The 18,392-nt window shown below is 70.1% G+C and carries 12 protein-coding genes and 1 tRNA gene; 10 read left to right on the top strand and 3 right to left on the bottom strand.

Annotation, left to right across the window (positions count from 1 at the left end):
- Positions 1-8: 8 nt before the first annotated feature.
- Complete coding sequence (locus ACFSZT_RS23390; RefSeq protein ID WP_377384001.1) at positions 9-482, top strand: Rieske (2Fe-2S) protein; 474 nt, start codon at positions 9-11, stop codon at positions 480-482.
- A gap of 65 nt (positions 483-547) precedes the next feature.
- Entirely contained in the window at positions 548-757 is a 210-nt protein-coding gene (locus tag ACFSZT_RS23385; RefSeq protein WP_377384004.1) for a hypothetical protein, read from the top strand.
- A 77-nt stretch (positions 758-834) separates the two neighbouring features.
- Here ACFSZT_RS23385 and ACFSZT_RS23380 read toward each other — a convergent pair whose 3' ends face one another.
- From ACFSZT_RS23380 to ACFSZT_RS23370, 3 genes are all read right to left on the bottom strand, one after another.
- Positions 835-1,500 carry a GntR family transcriptional regulator gene (locus tag ACFSZT_RS23380; RefSeq protein ID WP_377384007.1) on the bottom strand — a complete coding sequence of 222 codons (666 nt, stop codon included), beginning with the start codon at positions 1,498-1,500 and terminating at the stop codon, positions 835-837.
- A gap of 956 nt (positions 1,501-2,456) precedes the next feature.
- A tRNA-Arg gene (locus ACFSZT_RS23375) sits at positions 2,457-2,533 on the bottom strand.
- A 316-nt stretch (positions 2,534-2,849) separates the two neighbouring features.
- On the bottom strand, positions 2,850-3,251 hold the full coding sequence (locus ACFSZT_RS23370) for a peptidase inhibitor family I36 protein (protein ID WP_377384009.1): 402 nt from the start codon (positions 3,249-3,251) through the stop codon (positions 2,850-2,852).
- 282 nt (positions 3,252-3,533) lie between these two features.
- Between ACFSZT_RS23370 and ACFSZT_RS23365 the strand changes: the two genes are divergently transcribed.
- The 8 genes from ACFSZT_RS23365 to ACFSZT_RS23330 all read left to right on the top strand — a co-directional run bounded on the left by ACFSZT_RS23365 (position 3,534) and on the right by ACFSZT_RS23330 (position 18,351).
- Positions 3,534-4,703, top strand: coding sequence for an MFS transporter (locus ACFSZT_RS23365; protein WP_377384191.1), 1,170 nt, complete (start codon positions 3,534-3,536; stop codon positions 4,701-4,703).
- A 35-nt stretch (positions 4,704-4,738) separates the two neighbouring features.
- On the top strand, positions 4,739-6,760 hold the full coding sequence (locus ACFSZT_RS23360; protein WP_377384012.1) for a cytochrome c oxidase assembly protein: 2,022 nt from the start codon (positions 4,739-4,741) through the stop codon (positions 6,758-6,760).
- A 157-nt stretch (positions 6,761-6,917) separates the two neighbouring features.
- The gene (locus tag ACFSZT_RS23355) at positions 6,918-7,334 is read left to right on the top strand and encodes a single-stranded DNA-binding protein (protein WP_377384015.1); all 417 of its coding nucleotides are present in this window, start codon (positions 6,918-6,920) and stop codon (positions 7,332-7,334) included.
- A 104-nt stretch (positions 7,335-7,438) separates the two neighbouring features.
- Positions 7,439-9,115, top strand: coding sequence for an energy-dependent translational throttle protein EttA (gene ettA, locus ACFSZT_RS23350; protein WP_377384194.1), 1,677 nt, complete (start codon positions 7,439-7,441; stop codon positions 9,113-9,115).
- A gap of 275 nt (positions 9,116-9,390) precedes the next feature.
- Entirely contained in the window at positions 9,391-12,195 is a 2,805-nt protein-coding gene (locus ACFSZT_RS23345; RefSeq protein ID WP_377384018.1) for a hypothetical protein, read from the top strand.
- A 114-nt stretch (positions 12,196-12,309) separates the two neighbouring features.
- Positions 12,310-17,286 carry an NAD-glutamate dehydrogenase gene (locus ACFSZT_RS23340; RefSeq protein ID WP_377384021.1) on the top strand — a complete coding sequence of 1,659 codons (4,977 nt, stop codon included), beginning with the start codon at positions 12,310-12,312 and terminating at the stop codon, positions 17,284-17,286.
- 2 nt (positions 17,287-17,288) lie between these two features.
- Positions 17,289-17,723: an acyl-CoA thioesterase gene (locus tag ACFSZT_RS23335; protein WP_377384024.1), complete on the top strand. Its 435-nt coding sequence runs from the start codon at positions 17,289-17,291 to the stop codon at positions 17,721-17,723.
- Positions 17,716-18,351, top strand: a complete 636-nt coding sequence (locus tag ACFSZT_RS23330) for a hypothetical protein (RefSeq protein WP_377384026.1) — start codon at positions 17,716-17,718, stop codon at positions 18,349-18,351. The genes ACFSZT_RS23335 and ACFSZT_RS23330 overlap by 8 nt, the downstream gene beginning before the upstream one ends.
- The last annotated feature ends 41 nt before the right edge of the window (positions 18,352-18,392 follow it).

Genomic DNA, 18,392 nt, shown 5'->3' with positions numbered 1-18,392 from the left:
CGACGACAGTGACTGAGACGATCAAGAAGGCCAAGGATGCGGTGCAGAGCGAGGACACCCTCGTTCGCCGTGGCACCGATGCCTTCCTGGTGGCCACTGCGCTGGCGACTGGGGAGAACGGCCGCAAGCGTTACCGGGTCGGTTCGGTTGCCGACTTTCCCGAAGGCGGCCACCAGGTGGTCGATGTCGACGGCAGGCAGCTGGGCGTCTTCCACATCAAGGGAAAGCTGTACGCCCTGCCGAACATCTGCCCGCACATGACCGGACCGGTGTGCGAGGCGAAGATCCTCACCGGCTCGCTACGGACCGACGAGAGCACGGAGTGGAAACCGCAGTGGGTGCACGACGGCGAGGTCATCGTGTGTCCGTGGCACGGCCTGGAGTACCACGTGCCCACGGGCCAATGCCTGGCGTACGAGCACATCCGGATCCGCCGCTACAAGGTCACGGTCGAGGGCGACGACGTCGTCGTCGAGATCTAGGGCGGGTCTGTGCCCGCGCGCGAGGCTGGAAGGAGAAACCGGTGTCCGGACGACAGTCTCGGCAGGTGAACGATCGTCTTCAGGTGCGGGAGGAGGATGAGGCCTACTTCGTGGTGCTGGAGCACGACGAGTCGGACTGGGTCGTCAAGTTCGGGAAATCGCCGGACTTCGCGGCCAAGGAGTGGGCAACGAACATGGCCGAGTCGTACAACGAGCGATACGACGATCCGAGAATGGATGCGGTCAAGCGGAACGCTCCGCCACCGCCGCCCTGACCTCGGACGCGTCCTACGGCGTGGCAGGAATCGCGGTAGCGGGTACGTGCCTCCTGGCCCCGTCATCCCGCCGGGTCCTACCTGGACGCCTGGTCCATATCTCGTTGGAAGCTCGTGACGTGTCCGATCGCCAGCTCGCGAGCGCGGTCCGCGTCCCTGGCGAGGATCGATTCGAGCACCGGTACCAGCTGCGACACGTGACCTGCCATCTCCGGCAGCCGGTTCGCCCAGACGTGCCAGATGCGGATCGTGAGGTTGTAGTACTGCTCGAGGGTGCTCTCGAGGTAGGGGTTGTGTGCCGCCCGATAGATCGCCCGGTGAACGCGACTGTCGAACTCGATTTCCGACTCGAGGTCGCTGCCGTGGTCGCCCGCCTCGACCAGAAGTTGCTCGAACTCGGCGCGCTGCTCCCGGTTGGCCCGGCGTGCGGCCTGGTAGGCGGCCTCCCCTTCCAGGTGGACGCGCACCTCACCGAGCAGGCTCAGGTCGCTCATGTGCACCTGGGTCGCGAACACTCCCCGCCGGGGATAGACGATCACCAGACGTTCCGACTCGAGCCGCTTGATCGCCTCGCGGACGGGCGTGCGCCCCATCCCCAGCATCTTGGCCAGCTGGTCCTCGTTGATGGGGTCGCCAGGACTGATCTGCACGGAGGTCAGCATGTCGCGGATTGCAACGTATGCCTGCGAGGCCAGCGATGGGCGGTTCCCCGTCGTGCCGCCCCCCGAGTCGGTCGTGCTCACGTACCCAGGGTACAGGCGGGCGCAGGTGCGATCGTGCCAGGGCGGCCGGTGTGACCAGGGGTTTCTCTCCTCGCGCGTCGTTTCCGCTGACGCGCGGGGTCTGGACGTACCGGACCGGGCGAGAGGAAAATCGGTCACCGGCGATGAAACGTGCGATCTGCCGCTACCCCGCGTTCTCGGCCGCACGAGCCTCATGTGGACCGCGCCGACCGTCGTGACGATGTGCCGTTCCATCTCGCGGCGGCCGCGTTGCGGGTCCTTCGCGTGAATGGCTTCCCGGATCCGCTCGTGGTCGGCGTGGCGGGCCTTGAGCACGATGCTGAGGTTGGGGGACGCCGGTGGTGTCGACCAGGAGGCCGGACAGGTCCCGGAGGTGGCGGCCGGTCTCCGCCGCGATCTGGGTATGCGCCATGGCATGGATGGCGTTGTGGAAATCGCGATTGACAACGCGCTACCCACGCGATCGCCTGTCGGGGTCGGCGTTCCGCTCGTAGCGCGTCGACCCCGAGGCGGCCGCTGACGGTGCGCGGGTCAACGCCGGCCGGCGATCAGTTCGGTGACGGAACAAGGAGCGCAGGCTTGTGGGGAAGCTCGTGGGGATCTTCAGGCGGTCGGCGAGAGAGGGAGAAGACGAAGACGTCCTCGGGTAACTCAGTAACTCAGTACGCGTGCCGTGTTGGTTGACGCCGCTGCGGGAGACCTGAACAGCGCACTGAACAAGATCGACGTCGCGCCAGATGGAGCCGCCGCTTGCTCAGCGGGTCGAGTTCCGCATAGGCCTTGACCCGCAAAGCCACGCTGGGCAGCTGCTCGAAGGAGCCCTCTTGCGGCGGTCGTTGTGGGTTTCTGCGGCTCACGAAGCCACATCTGGTTGTAGCTCGCACCTTATGTGCTCCCACGCCAGGGCGATAGCTCCAATCCAGGTCATGCCCTGCGGCGCTACCGCAGGTCAGAAGTGGTGCCCCCGGCAGGACTCGAACCTGCGACCTAGAGATTAGAAGGCTCTTGCTCTATCCAGCTGAGCTACGGAGGCCCGGTGCTGACCGCTGGGGGTCACGGCACGTCACCTCCAGCTTAGTCACCACTGTTCTTCTGATCGTCCGACATCGGCGAATCGTTTCACCCACCCCTGTCTGGATGCCGCCTAGATCACATTCGCCAACGTTTGCGCTGGTCAGGGCGCTGAAACCGGAAAGTGCCGCGGGTGCGCTGGAGGTGCGGCGACAGCGCACCCGCGGCGGGGCCGCGCTCGGGGACACGGCCCTTCCCGGAGCACGTCCGGCGCACCACGCGTTCCCCAAGCGCGGTGGTGGACGTGCCCTGGCCCCTCAGGGTCTGGCGGACGGGCGTCAGTTCCAGATTTGAATGGCCCTCACCACATAGGGCGCCTGCGGAACGAACGTGCCGGGGCCCGGATAGGTGCTGAAATCGCCTTCCGTGGAACATTCGCGGTCTTGGTACACGGTGACGTGCCGTTCGATTCGACTGCCGAACGAACGAGCGTCGACCCCTTCCGGGAGCGGAACGCATTCCTCGGGGTTCGTACCCCGCAGGTCGAACCGGGTGATCTGGCCGCTGTAGAACTCACCGGTCCAGGTGCAGAACTCGCCCTTCTCGCAGGCGAACTCGGGTGGCTGCGGCTTCGATGACGGCTCGGCCTGGGCGATGCCGGTCGTGCACAGCGCGCCGAGCGTGGCGATGGCCAGAACGCGCGGAACGGACGAACGCAGTGCGGACAAACGTCGTGCCATGATCTCGACCCCCAGTGATGAATTGCTGTGTTGTGTGTGGATTCCACGATGGCGAGCCAGGGCAAGAATGTCAGCAGGGAATTCGGAGTCTGTGGATAACTCGGCATGATCAACTCCTTCGGGTCATTGTTGTCCACAGTTGGCCGAAACCGCTTGTGGCCCTCATGGCAGCGTGCTAACCGCGCGTCCGGCAGCCGAAATGGAGATGCGAACCCGACCACACCTGCGCGATCGTGGACCGGAGACGACTCCAGGAGGGGGTGAGGTGTGCGGCGCTACGCGGTGATAGTCGTGTTCGCACTCAACGGCGCGACCCTCGGCACGTGGTCGCCGCGGGCGCCCGCCCTCAGCGACCAGGTGGGCATCGGCCCGGGCTCGTTCGGGCTCGCGCTGCTCGGCGCGACCGTCGGCATGCTGCTGTCGGCACTCGCGGCGGGCCGGATCGTCGAACGGTTCGGTGCGCGGCCCGTGGTGGTCGTCTCCGGCCTGGCCCTCTTCGGCTGCCTGCCCCTGGTCGGCGCCGCCCCGTCACTCGGGTGGCTGGCCGCGGCGCTGTTCGGCCTCGGTGTGGCCTCCGGTGTGCTCGACGTCGCCATGAACGTCGCGGGTGTCGCCGTCGAACGCGCGGAGCGCACGCCGGTGATGCCGCTCTTCCACGCCTGGTTCAGCTTCGGCGCGCTCGCCGGGGCCGCAGGTGCGGCGCTGGCCGCGCACCTCGGGATGTCGCCGGTACCGCACTTCCTCCTCGCCGCGGTGGCCGGAGTGATCGTGCTGACCGCGGTCGCCCGCGCGCTGCCGGGCGTCACACCGCGCGCCGAGCACGCCTCGCACCACGCGGCCGGCACCGCCCTGTTCCGCCGTCCCGTGCTCTGGTTGCTCGCCGCGGTGGCGCTGTGCTCCGCCATCGCCGAGGGTGCCAGCTCGGACTGGTCGGCGCTGCTGCTGGTCACCGAGCAAGGAGCGAGCGAAGGTGCTGCCGCTCTGGCCTACGCCGGATTTTCCGTGGCCATGGCCGTCGCCCGGCTCAGCGGATCCTGGCTGCAGAAGCGGTTCGGCCCCGGCCGGGTCCTCGTGGTCGGCTCGGTGTGCGCGAGCGCCGGACTCCTCGCGGCCGCGCTCGTCGGCGTGCCCGCTGTCAGCTACGCCGGATTCATGCTCGCGGGCGCAGGCCTGGCGGCCTGCTTCCCGGTCGCTCTCGGCCTCGCCGGGGAGGCAGGCAAACGGTCGGACGACAGTGGTGGCGAGAGGGAAGTCTCCTTCGTGACGGCCATCTCCTACACCGGCTTCCTCGCCGGGCCGCCCGCCATCGGCGGCATCGCCGAGTTGACGTCGTTGTCGGTCTCCTTTGTCGTCGTCGGCCTGGTCGCCGCCGCGATCGCGCCCGCCGCACTCGCCGCCGGCAGGCACGTCGCGCGGGACCGTGAGCGCCGCACGTCACACCTGGTCCGCTGACTCGCCTCGCGACGCGCCCGCATACCCTCGTAGACGTGTCCACCGAAGCCGATCCAGCTCCGGACGTCCGGGTCCGGCGCAGGGCAGGCACGGCTCCGCTGTTGGCGGTCGGCGTGCTGCTCGCCGTCGTTGTCGCAGTCGGTCTGGTCGCGCTCACCGGGGGCATCAGCTACGCCGTGGCGGGCCTGACCGACCCGGGCGCGGTCACCACCTACGGCATCACCGTCGTGCGCGTGGCCGCGGATGTCTCGGCGGCTGTGTGCATCGGATCGCTGCTGTTGGCGGCTTTCCTCGTGCCACCACAGAAGTCCGGCACGCTCGACGTCGACGGCTATGCCGGCCTGCGCACAGCAGGATTCGCCGCGTGGGCGTGGTTCGTGTTCGCGCTGGCGTCGGTGTTCTTCACGGCGGCGGACGGGGCCGGACGGCCGGTCACCGAGGTGCTGAGGCCCGAGGTCTTCGTCAACTTCGTCGGGGCCATCGAGCAGCCCAAAGCGTGGCTGATCACCGCGTTCATCGCGCTGCTGCTCGCGCTCGGGTGCAGGCTCGTGCTGTCCTGGGGCTGGACGGCCACGCTGTTCTTCGTGTCCGTCGGCGCGCTGATCCCGGTGGCCGTCACCGGGCACTCGGCCAGCGGCGGTTCGCACGACATGGCCACCAACAGCCTGCTGTACCACCTGGTCGGCGCGGCGGTGTGGGTCGGCGGGCTGATCGCGCTGCTCGCCCACGCCCGCCGTCGCGGCAGCCATCTGACGCTGGCCGCGACCCGGTTCTCCAAGGTCGCGCTGGTCAGCTGGATCGTGATGGCGCTGTCCGGAGTCGTCAACGCGCTCGTGCGGGTGACACCGGGGCAGCTGCTGAGCACCGACTACGGCCTGCTGGTGCTGGCCAAGGTGGTCGCTCTGGTGGTGCTGGGCGTGTTCGGTCACCAGCAGCGGCAACGCAGCGTCCGAGGCCTGCAGGACGGCGCGGGTGGCGGCCAGCTGGTGCGGCTCGCCGCCGTCGAGGTCCTGATCATGCTGGTCACCATCGGCCTCGCCACGGCACTGTCGCGGACACCCCCTCCGGCGGAGATCGCCGCTCAGCCGTCCACGACGGAGCTCCTCCTCGGGTGGAACCTGCAGGGTGAGCCGACCGTGTGGCGGCTCATCGCCGACTGGCGCTTCGATCTCATCTACGGCACGGCGGCCATCGTGCTGGCGGCGCTGTACCTGGCCGGCGTGCGCCGGTTGCGCCGTCGAGGCGACGCCTGGCCCGTCGGGCGCACCATCGCCTGGCTGGCCGGATGCCTTTTGCTGCTGATCGCGACGTCGTCGGGGATCGGCCGGTACGCGCCCGCGATGTTCAGCATTCACATGGTCAACCACATGCTGCTGTCGATGGGCGCGCCGGTGCTGTTCGTGCTCGGCGGCCCAGTCACGCTGGCGCTGCGTGCCCTGCCCACCGCGGGCCGCAACGCCCCGCCCGGACCGCGGGAGTGGCTGCTGGCGTTCGTGCACTCGCCCGTGGCGAGGGTGCTCACGAACCCGATCGTCGCGCTGGCCCTGTTCGTGGGCTCGTTCTACGGGTTGTACTACTCGGGCCTGTTCGACGCAGCGCTCGACCACCACTGGGCGCACCTGGCGATGAACGCCCACTTCCTGCTCGCGGGCTACGTCTTCTATTGGCCGGTCATCGGCATCGACCCGGCTCCGCGCAAGCTGCCCCCGCTGGGCAAGCTCGGGCTGGTCTTCGCCTCGATGCCGTTCCACGCGTTCTTCGGCGTGACGCTGATGAACATGCAGACGGTGATCGGGGAGTCGTTCTACCGGTCCCTGGACCTGCCGTGGGTGGACAACCTGCTGCTCGATCAGCGCACGGGCGGCGGCATCGCGTGGGCGTCCGGCGAGTTGCCGGTGCTGCTGGTGATGATCGCGCTGCTCCTGCAGTGGGCACGCGCGGACGATCGGGAGGCCAAGCGCCGCGACCGGCGCGAGGAAGCCACCGGCGAGCAGGACCTCGCAGCGTACAACGCCATGCTCAAACAGCTCGCCGACCAGGGCAGGCCGCGCGACTGACGCGCGTTAGCACGGCCCACCGACAGTTTTCGGCTGTCCGCCGCCGGGCCTGCCGAGTTGTCCACATCGAGCCGTGCTGTCCACAGATTCGCCGCGACGCCGTCCGATGCCGCCAACGCCGGGCACGGTGGAACCACGACCGGCGAAAGGGGACACCATGGCGATCGGCGAGACCGTGTTGACGGTGGTCGGCAACGTGAGCAGCGACCTGTCCAGGCGGACGACCGCGAGCGGCGACGAAGTCGTCGGCTTCTGGCTGCGCAGCAACGAGAGGCGCTACGACAGGGAGACCGGCCAGTGGCGGGACGGCCGGAGCCTGGCGGTGCGGGTGACGTGCTGGCGCCGGCTGGCGGGCACGGTGGGCGCGTCGCTGACCAAGGGCGACCCGGTCATCGTCACCGGGAGGCTCTACAGCAGCGAGTACGTCGCGGACGGCCAGCCGCGTTCCGTCCCGGAGCTGGAGGCGCTGGCCATCGGGCCGAACCTGGCATGGTGCACGGCCACGGTCCGCCGCGGAACGCGTGGCTCCGAACCGCAGCCGGACGAGACCGCGGCGCGCGGGTCGGCGGCGTGAGTGTCGTCGATCGCGTTGCGTGCAGGGCTGATCACACGGCGCGAAAACACGCGGGGACGGTGACCGGCGTCAAGGAGCGGGCGGCACGGCTCTACGATCGCTACATGGCCGAGTTCATCTACACCATGAAGAAGGTGCGCAAGACGGTCGGGGACAAAGTCATCCTCGACGACGTCAGCACCGCGTTCTACCCCGGTGCGAAGATCGGTGTCGTGGGGCCGAACGGTGCTGGTAAGTCGACCGTCCTCCGGATCATGGCGGGACTCGACCAGCCGAGCAACGGTGAGGCGTTCCTGCAGCCCGGCGCCAGCGTCGGGATCCTGTTGCAGGAGCCGCCGCTCAACGAGGAGAAGACCGTTCGCGGCAACGTCGAGGAGGGCCTCGGCGAGATCAAGGTCAAGCTCGACCGGTTCAATCAGATCGCCGAGCAGATGGCCACCGACTACAGCGACGAGCTCATGGAAGAGATGGGCCGGCTGCAGGAGGAACTCGACCACGCCGACGCCTGGGAGCTGGACTCCCAGCTGGAACAGGCGATGGACGCGCTGCGGTGCCCGCCGGGCGACGAGCCGGTGACGCACCTCTCCGGTGGTGAACGGCGCCGGGTCGCGCTGTGCAAGTTGCTGCTGTCGAAGCCCGACCTGCTGCTGCTCGACGAGCCCACCAACCATCTGGACGCCGAGAGTGTCCTGTGGCTGGAGCAGTTCCTGGCGAGCTACCCGGGTGCCGTCCTCGCGGTGACGCACGACAGGTACTTCCTGGACAACGTCGCGCAGTGGATCATGGAGCTGGACCGCGGCCGCGTCGTCGGCTACGAGGGCAACTACTCGACCTACCTCGAGAAGAAGCGGGAACGCCTCGAGGTGCAGGGCAAGAAGGACGCCAAACTCGCCAAGCGCCTGCAGAGCGAACTGGAGTGGGTGCGGTCCAACGCCAAGGCGCGGCAGACCAAGTCGCGGTCGCGTCTCGAGCGGTACGAGCAGATGGCCGCGGAGGCCGAGAAGACCCGGAAGCTGGACTTCGAGGAGATCCAGATTCCGCCGGGCCCGCGCCTGGGCAGTGTCGTGGTCGAGGTCGAACACCTCAAGAAGGGCTTCGACGACCGGCTGCTGATCGACGACCTGTCGTTCACCCTGCCGCGTAACGGCATCGTCGGCGTCATCGGTCCCAACGGTGTGGGCAAGACGACGCTGTTCAAGACGATCGTCGGCCTGGAGAAGCCGGACGAGGGCAGCGTCAAGATCGGCGAGACGGTCAAGCTGTCCTATGTGGACCAGACTCGCGAGGGGATCGACCCCGACAAGACCGTGTGGCAGGTCGTCTCCGACGGGCTCGACTACATCAACGTCGGCCAGACGGAGATGCCGTCGCGGGCCTATGTGAGTGCGTTCGGGTTCAAGGGACCTGATCAGCAGAAGCCCGCCGGCGTGCTGTCGGGTGGTGAGCGCAACCGGCTCAACCTCGCGCTGACGTTGAAGCAGGGCGGCAACTTGCTGCTGCTCGACGAGCCGACCAACGACCTGGACGTCGAGACCCTGAGTTCGCTCGAGAACGCGCTGGAGCAGTTCCCCGGTTGCGCCGTGGTCATCTCCCACGACCGGTGGTTCCTCGACCGCGTGGCCACGCACATCCTCGCGTGGGAAGGCGACGACACCAACCCGGCCAAGTGGTTCTGGTTCGAAGGCAACTTCGAGGGCTACGAGAAGAACAAGGTCGAGCGCATGGGTCCGGAGGCCGCGAGGCCGCACCGGGTCACCCACCGCAAACTCACGCGCGATTGACCGAGGAGACGGCTGGGCTGAACGAGCGCCCCGGAGCCAACGTGTCGGATATGTTCGGGCAGTCCCGGGCCGGCGGCCGGCTGAGAGTCGGCTGCCGTCCGGGGACAGCGGCCGCGGGCGGACCTCCGTCGACGTGAGGGCGCGCCCGTCTGCTGGAATGTGAATAGCCCTCACAGAGCGGAGTCCCCGTGGTAGCCACTCAGCACTCGAGCACGAACGCGGTGCATGACCGCGAAGCCGCTGTTCACAACGGTGCCGTCGGTGGACTGGATTCTGTGGAGCGCCTGCTCGAACGTGCCGACGCCCTGGAGCTGCGTGCACCGGAGCTCGCGTTGGTGCTGGGCGAACGGGCGGCCGCGCTGGCGGAGACGGCCGGCGCGAACGAGCTGTGGGTGAGGGCCGAGGCGCTCGTCGTGCATGCTCGCGTGCGGCTCGGCCACCGGGCATCGACAGTCGGGCGTGCGGTGGCGGCGTTGCGTGCCGCCGAGGACGCGGGGCAGCCGGTGCTGGCGGCCCAGCTACGGACGGACCTCGCCGTGTGCGCGCGCAGTGTCGGCGCGCCCCTGACCGGGCTGGCCATCCTCCGCCCGGTGCTGACGGTCGCGGGCCTCTCGTCGGTCCAGCGGGCGACGGCGCTGTGCCACCTGGTCGGCTGTCTCGGCACGCTCGGGCGCAAACCGGAACTCGACCGAGTGCTCCTGGAGGGCGATCGCATCGTCTCCGGCGACGACACCCTCAGCGTCGACGACAAGCTCGTCGCCAGGGCGCTCATCCGGATCAGCGTATCCGCTCACCGGCGCAGGCACGGCGACGTGATGGGTGCGGCGGACGCGGCCCGCACCGGCATCGGGTTCCTCGACCACCTGGAGGATCCGGACACCGACGGCGGTCTCGCCCGGGTCCGGCTCGTCCTGGAACTCGTGTGCGCGTTGCTCGATCGCGGGGAGGGTGAGCTCGCCCTGGAGGTCGCGCAGCCACTGCTGGACGCGCCCGAGCGTGCCGCTGCCGTCGCTCCCGCCGGCTGGCTGCGCCTGGCTCTCGCGACGCGGGTCCTGCAGTGCAACGGCGCCGCCGAATCGGCAGGCCGGATGCTGCGCGACGCGTTGTACAACGTGTCGCGGCACGACCTCCACGCCCTCGCCTCCCGGTTGTGGCTGGAGCTCGCGAACGTCGAGGAACGCGTCGGCCAGGCGTCCGAAGCCGTCACGTGCCTGCACAACGCCCGCGCGGCCGAACAGCGATACGCCCGCGCGCGCAGTCAGGCCCGTGCCGTGCTCACCAGCGAGTTCGGTTCGGGGGAACAGGCTCCCGTTGACCTGGCCGACGTCATCGCCTCGGCCGCCCGAGCGAGCATGGCGCGAACGGCTCAGCAGCAATCCGACGCGCAGGCCGGCACGTCGGCGCCCGCGCAGGCGCATTCGGATCGCGCCGCCGAGGCCGTGCCCGCACACGCCGTGCCCGCCGAGACCGATGCGCCGGCACCGGCACCTGCCGCGGCGTCGACCCGCGGTTCCGACAGCGAGTCCACATCGGACTCCCCGCCGCGGCCACGCGTCGTACTGCCGATGCTGCGGCTGCCACCGGAACACGAAGCGGCGGCACGCTCGGCCGATGTGGAGGCCACCGCAATCCTCACACCCGTGACCGCGAGCGGCGCACACAGTTCCGAGGCGCCGACGAACGGGGGGAACGGGTCCCGTGCTGTGCGGCACTCGGCTCCGCTGGGTGCGAGCGTGGTCAACCGGTGGAGCCACGACTCCGCCAGGACGGCGACAGCCGGGTCGGCTCGCGCAACCGCGCCGACCGGGAAGCCCGAGACCGCCCGTGCGGACGAGCCGGGCAGCGCAGCGGAACACAGTGAACCGAGCCGGGGCCTGGGCGGGGCTCGCGCCGACCAGCCGGGCCCTGCCGAATCCGCCCGTGACGAGGTGCGGAGCGCGGTCGGCGGTGACGGCGGTGGCGTCCCGTCCGACTGGGCCACCGAACCTGCCTTCACTGTCTCCCGGCATTCCACCGAAACCCAGGCGGGCACCGATTCGGACATCGCCAGTCCGCCTAGCGAGTCGGCGCGGGGCGGAGAGCCCGGCGGTACCGCCGGGCAGGGCGCGGCCGAGGCGGCGAGCCACTCCGCCAGGCACACCGAGTCGCACGAGGACGGCTCGACCACCTCCGCGCGTGGCACCGATCATCTCGGATACGGCGAGTCGGGGCCGGGACGACGTGCGCGGCGGCACGATGCCGAACACGGTTCCGTGGCCGCGCGGTCGGTGTTCGACCGCCTCGGCATCTCGCTCACCGGAGGCGGGCGGCGGCGCGCTGCCGAGGGCGATTCCGGCGAGCGTGGTCGGAGGGCAGCAGCCGAGTCCGGTGAGCCGGAGCGGCTCGCCATCGCCGACTCCGCCGACTTCGCCGGGGCGGCAAGCGATCCGGGTGACCCCCGCTCCGACGACGCCCTGAACCGGGCTGACGCACACGGCACCGGGGACCCGGTCGGCGGCGGGACGCACGGCGCCGGCGACGGGGGCGTTGACGGGACATACGGCACCGGGGAGACGGACGCCCGCGGTACGGACAGCAGCGGCGACGCGGAACAGACCGGCGCGCCCACGACCGGCATCGCCACGACCGACACCGGCGCGACCGGCATCGGCACCACCGGCGACACCCGCGAACCCAGCACCGACACCGGCAACCGGTCCGCGGCCGCGGAGACCTCCGGGTCGGCATCCGGTGACCACCGCGAATCGCCGTTCGACGACGACAGCACGGGCCTGCCGTCCGACGGCTACGGGTGGTTGCCCCGGCTCCGGCTGCCGCCGTCGCTCGCGCCGCTGGACGAGCTGCGCCCCGAGAGCGACGTCGCCGAGCCCGTCCAGGACAGCACCGACCCGGCACCGGCCCTCCCGCTCGACGATCCGCCGCCGGATGCCGGGCTGGCGGAGCTGCTCGCGCGGGCGCTGGCCGAGCACCACGCGAGCACGTCGGGAGCCGCGGCACTCGCGACACGGTTCGGCGCCGACGACGGGGACCGCGATCAGCCACGCGCGGTCAACGGCCGCAGGCACCGCGGCGACCACTGACCGTGGACCCGGCATCCTGGCACTGCACTGCGTTTCGGGCCGTCACAGTAAGGTAACCACTGAATCGGCACATCGCGGTGGCCAGGCCAGGAGTGGAGAGTTGCGTTGCCCGACATGAGCTCGACCGGTGTCTCGACTCGCCCCTCGGAGGGGTCCGGGGATACGCGCGCCGCGCGCAGGCCGCGCAGCCCGGAGCAGATCCGCGACGAGCTCGTCGACGCGGCCGCCGCCGAGGCGCCGGACATCGCCGATCTCGTCCGGCTCTACTACCGGCTCATCCCCGCCGAGGAGATCATCGGCGAGCCCCCGGCGGACCTCGTCGCGGCCGTACGCTCCCATCTCCAGCTCGCCGAGCGCCGTGTTCCCGGGCGTCCCGCCGTGCGCCTGCTCAACCCGACCGCGGCCGAGGACGGCTGGACCAGCGAGGCCACCGTCATCCAGCTCGTCACGGACGACATGCCGTACCTCGTGGACTCCGTGGCCGCCGAGCTCTCCCGCGGTGGCGTGCAGGTACAGCGCATCGTCCACCCGATCGTCGTGGTCAGCCGCGACGTCACCGGCCGGCTCCTCGACGTCCACCCGCTGGCCGACGTCGCCGAGCCGCCGCAGGGCGCCACCGTCGAATCCTGGATGTACCTGGAGATCGACTCCATCAGCGACCCTGACCGTGCCCGCGAGATCGACAACCGGCTCAGGTCGGTGCTCGGGGACGTCCGGGAGGTCGTCGAGGACGCGCAGAAGATGGTCGAGACGGCGCGCGCGATCGCCGACGAGCTCGACGCCGCGCCGCCACCGTTGCCGCGCGAGGAGGTCCACGATGGAGCCCAGCTGCTGCGCTGGCTCGCCGAGGGCCACCTGACCTTCCTCGGCTACCGGCACTACGAGGTGGTCCGCGACCCCGACAGCGGAGAACCCGCCCTGCGCGCCGTGCTCGCCTCCGGCCTCGGTGTCCTGCGGCAGGACAGCCTCGCCGCGCGCAGTCTCACCGCCGGACCTGACACGGCGGCCCAGGCGCTCGCGCCGAATCTCCTCGTCCTCACCCAGGCCAGCGCGCCGTCCACTGTGCACCGTCCGGTGTATCCGTACTACATCGGCGTCAAGACGTTCGACGAGCACGGCAACGTCAACGGCGAGCACCGGTTCCTCGGGATGTTCACCACTTCCGCGCTGCACGAGGACGTCCTCGACATCCCGGTCGTCGAGCGCCGGGTTCGCGAGGTCATCCACCGCGCCGGCTTCCCCATGGAGTCCTACTCCGGCCAGCGGATGCTGGAGGTGCTGCAGAACTGGCCGCGGGCGGACCTGTTCTCCGCCGACGCCGACTCGCTGTACGCGACCGCCACCGGCGCCATCACGCTGGCCGACCGGCGCCGGCTGCGGCTGTTCCTGCGCCGCGACCCGTACGGGCGGTTCTTCTCCTGCCTGGTGTTCCTGCCCCGCGACCGCTACACCACGCGCTCCCGCCTGGCGATGCAGGAGGTGCTGCTCGAGGAACTGGAGGGCACCCACCTCGAGTACGCCACCCGGCTGGGCGAGACCTTGCTCGCGCAGGTCCACTTCACCGTCCACACCGACCCGGGCACCCCCATCGAGCCGGACACCCTGCGCATCCAGGAACGGCTCAACGAGGCCGTGCGCAGCTGGGACGACCTGATGGTGGAGGCGATCCTCGCCGAACGCCGGGAGCGGGCCGGCGACGGCAAGGCGGTGACCTTCGCCGGCGAGGAATCGGCCACCGAGCAGGGGCAGCGGTACGCCACCGTGTTTCCCGAGGCGTACAAGGAGGACTTCTCCGCCGAGACCGCGCTCGCCGACCTCCGCACGCTCGAGGCGCTCACCGGGCCGGACGACGTGCGGATGTCGTTCTACCTCCCGGACGGCGCCGTGCCCGGTGAACGCCGGTTCAAGCTCTACCTCAGCGGCGAGGGCGTCACGCTGTCGACCGTGTTGCCGCTGCTGCAGCGCATGGGCGTCGAGGTGGTCGACGAGCGACCCTACGAGCTCACCCGCGAGGACGGCGGCCGGCTGTGGATCTACGACTTCGGCCTCCGCATCGAGTCGAGGGTGCTCGAGGCGATGGGCGAGAAGCCGGAGCACGACCTGCGGGTGCGTTTCCAGGACGCGTTCGCCGCCGCCTGGCGCGGTGACTGCGAGGTCGACGGCTTCAACGCGCTCGTGCTGCGTGCCGGTCTCACGTGGCGGCAGGCGGCGGTGCTGCGGGCCTACGCGCGGTACCTGCGCCAGGCCGGCACGCCGTACTCACAGAACTACGTCGAGAACGCGGTGCTCGCGCACACGGACGTCGCCACCGCGCTGGTGCGGCTGTTCGAGACACGGTTCCGGCCCGGGCAGCCGGAGGACGGGCAGCGCGACGACCAGTGTCAGGCCCAGATCGCCGAGATCAACACGATGATCGACGCGGTGACGAGTCTCGACGAGGACCGCATCCTGCGCAGGCTGCTGTCCGTGATCGTCGCGACGCTGCGGACCAACTACTGGGTCACCGATGGCCACGGCGCCCCGCGGCCGTATCTGGCGTTCAAATTGGACCCGCAGCAGGTGCCGGACCTGCCCGAACCCCGGCCCGCGTACGAGATCTTCGTCTACTCGCCGCGGGTGGAGGGTGTCCATCTGCGGTTCGGCTCGGTGGCGCGGGGCGGCCTGCGCTGGTCGGACCGCCGGGAGGACTTCCGCACCGAGATCCTCGGCCTCGTCAAGGCGCAGGCCGTGAAGAACGCCGTCATCGTCCCCGTGGGCGCGAAGGGCGGGTTCGTCGTGAAGCGCCCGCCCGCACCGACGGGCGACCCCGGTCTGGACCGGGAGGCCTACCAGGCGGAGGGCATCGCGTGCTACCGCATGTTCATCTCCGGCCTGCTCGATCTCACCGACAACCTCGTCGAGGGCCGGACCGTGCCCGCCCGGGACGTCGTCCGGTACGACGGCGACGACAACTACCTGGTGGTGGCCGCCGACAAGGGCACCGCGAAGTTCTCCGACATCGCCAACGAGGTCGCCATGAGCTACGGCTTCTGGCTCGGCGACGCGTTCGCCTCCGGCGGCTCGATGGGCTACGACCACAAGGCGATGGGCATCACCGCCAAGGGGGCGTGGGAGAGCGTCAAACGGCACTTCCGCGAGCTCGGGGTGGACACGCAGAGCGAGGACTTCACCGTCGTCGGCATCGGCGACATGGCCGGTGACGTGTTCGGCAACGGTATGTTGCTCTCCGAACACATCCGCCTGGTGGCGGCGTTCAACCACCTGCACATCTTCCTCGACCCGAACCCGGACGCCGCGTCGTCCTATCGGGAGCGCAAGCGGTTGTTCGAGCTGCCTCGCTCGACGTGGGACGACTACGACCGCTCGCTGATCAGCGAGGGCGGCGGGGTGTATCCGCGCAGCGCCAAGACCATCCCGATCACGCCGCAGGTCCGGGAGGCGCTGGGGTTGCCCGCCGGCGTGCGCGCGATGTCACCCGCCGAGCTCGTCCACGCGATCCTGCAGGCACCGGTCGACCTGCTGTGGAACGGCGGCATCGGCACCTACGTCAAGGCCGAGACCGAGAGTCACGCGGACGCGGGTGACAAGGCGAACGACGCGGTGCGCGTCAACGGCAGTCAGCTGCGGGTCAAGGTCGTCGGTGAGGGCGGCAACCTCGGGCTCACCCAGCGCGGGCGGATCGAGTTCGCGCGCAACGGGGGCAAGGTCAACACGGACGCGCTCGACAACTCGGCGGGCGTGGACTGTTCCGACCACGAGGTCAACATCAAGATCCTGCTCGACCAGCTCGTCGCGGCGGGCCACCTGAGCCGGCAACAGCGCAACGACCTGCTCGGCGAGATGACCGACGAGGTCGGCGAGCTCGTGCTGCGTGACAACTACCGGCAGAACACCGTGCTCGGTGTCGCCCGGGCACACACGGCGCAGATGCTGTCGGTGCATCGCAGGCTCGTCGCCGCGCTGGAGGCCAAGGGCGCGCTCGACCGCGACCTGGAGGCGCTGCCGTCCGACGGCGAGTTCGGCCGACTCGAGAAGGCCGGGCTCGGGCTCACCTCACCGGAGCTGGCCACCTTGCTGGCGCACGTGAAGCTCGACCTCAAGGACGAGCTGCTCGCCAGCGAGCTGCCCGACGTCGAGGTGTTCAGCCGCCGGGCGGGGGAGTACTTCCCGACGCCGCTGCGCGACCGGTTCCGCGACGCGATCGCCGTCCATCCGCTGCGCAGGCAGATCACGACGACGCTGCTGGTCAACGAGGTCGTCGACGGGGCGGGCATCTCGTACGCGTTCCGGCTGGCCGAGGAGCTCAACGCGACGGCGACCGACGCGGTGCGGGCGTTCGCCGTGGTCACCAGAGTGTACGGGTTGCGGGAGCTGTGGCACGACATCGCCGCGCTCGACAACGTCGTGCCCTCCGACGTGGCCGACCGGATGGTGCTGGAGACCCGCCGGTTGCTGGACCGCGCGTCCCGCTGGTTCCTCACCAACCGGCCGCAGCCGCTGGCCGTCGGTGCCGAGATCAGCCGGTTCGGCGAGCCGGTGCGCAGGCTCACCGGGATGATCGGTCAGTTGTTGCGGGGCCGCGAGGCCGAGGCGGCACGTCAGGAGGCGGACCGGCTCAAGGGCGAGGGCGCGCCGGCCGAGCTCGCCACCCGGATCTCCGAGCTGCTGTTCGGCTACTCCCTGCTGGACGTCATCGAGGTGGCCGAGCTGGCGGAGCGGGAGGTCGGTCTGGACACCGAACGCAGCCCCGCCGAGACGGCGGAGCTGTACTTCGCGCTGTCCGACCACCTCGGGATCGACCGGATGCTCAACTCGGTCAACGAACTGGGCCGCGACAACCGGTGGCACGCGCTCGCCCGGCTGGCGCTGCGCGACGACCTGTACTCGTCGCTGCGGGCCATCACGCTGGACGCCCTGCGGCACAGCGAGCCCGACGACACCGTCGAGGACAAGATCGCGCAGTGGGAACAGGCGAACTCCTCGCGGCTGGCCAGGGCGCGGGTGACGCTGGAGGAGATCGAACGCTCCGGGCGGATCGACCTCGCCACGCTCTCCGTCGCCGCGCGACAGATCCGCAGCACGGTCCGGTGACCATGAGCGAGTACGTGACGATGGTCCGGCCCCGTTGGTCGGACATGGACGTCTTCGGCCACGTCAACCACGCGAACATGGTGACGTTGCTGGAAGAGGCGCGCATTCCGCTGCTGTTCGACGAGGCCACCGCCGAGGGGCTCGGCGAGTTCGCCAAGGGCATCGTCGTGGTGCGGCTCGCCGTGGACTACAAGGCGCCGGTCGTGGTCAACGGCACCGACATCCGGGTCGGGATCACGTTGAGCGAGCTGCGGGCCGCGTCGTTCACCCTCGCCTATCGTGTCCACAACGGACAGTCCGAACAGGACCCGGTTGCCGTGACGGCGCGGACCACACTCGCGCCGTACGACCTGGGCGCGGCGAGGCCGCGCCGGCTCACCGACGCCGAACGCGAGTTCCTCGGTGCCCGCATCCCGCAGGGAGGCGGCCGTGCCTGAGCTGCGGATCCCCGACGCGGCGGACCGCGAGACCCTCGGCGCGTTCATCGCCAGGGCGGTCCGGCTCGACGGCAACGCGGTCGTGCGGCTGCGCATGCGCTCGCCGGGCATCCTGGAAGCCTGGTCGATGACGCCCTTCGACGTGCTGGTCACGCGAGCCGTGGAGGGTGAGGTGACGCCGGCCGACGTGACGGTCTCCGGATCCGAGCTGCTGGCCGCGCTCACCGTCACCCCGGGGGAGCGGATGGACCCCGGGCCGCCGCGGGACCTGCTCTGGCGTTCCGAGCTGCCTGCCGCCACCGGCTGGCGGCAGGTCGACACGCTCCCGGCGACGGTGGTCTCGGATCTCGCCGACCAGGGGGTCGCGCTCGCCCGCGAGAACGTCGGCCCGCACGGCACACCGCCCGCGTCGCTGATGGACCAGACCGTGCTGACCGTCACCGGGGGAGAGCTGGAGATCAAGGTGCCGATGCGGTGCCTGTTCGCACTGTCCGGCATGGGTTTCGTCGACTCGTCGCTCACGGATGACGTGGTGCGCGTGACGGCGACCGACGCGTGGCTGCGGCTCGACGCCCGCTATGGCGCCGTGGTGCGGCGCCGGCACGCCCTGCTTCCGCTGCTGCTCTGACGCGGGAGTGCTGGTGGTCCGGCCCGAGGGGTGCCAGGCTG

Source organism: Prauserella oleivorans (assembly GCF_042685745.1).
Taxonomy (GTDB): Bacteria; Actinomycetota; Actinomycetes; order Mycobacteriales; family Pseudonocardiaceae; genus Prauserella_A; species Prauserella_A oleivorans.
Note: the sequence above shows the minus strand (reverse complement) of the source record. Positions and strands in the feature narration are given on the sequence as shown.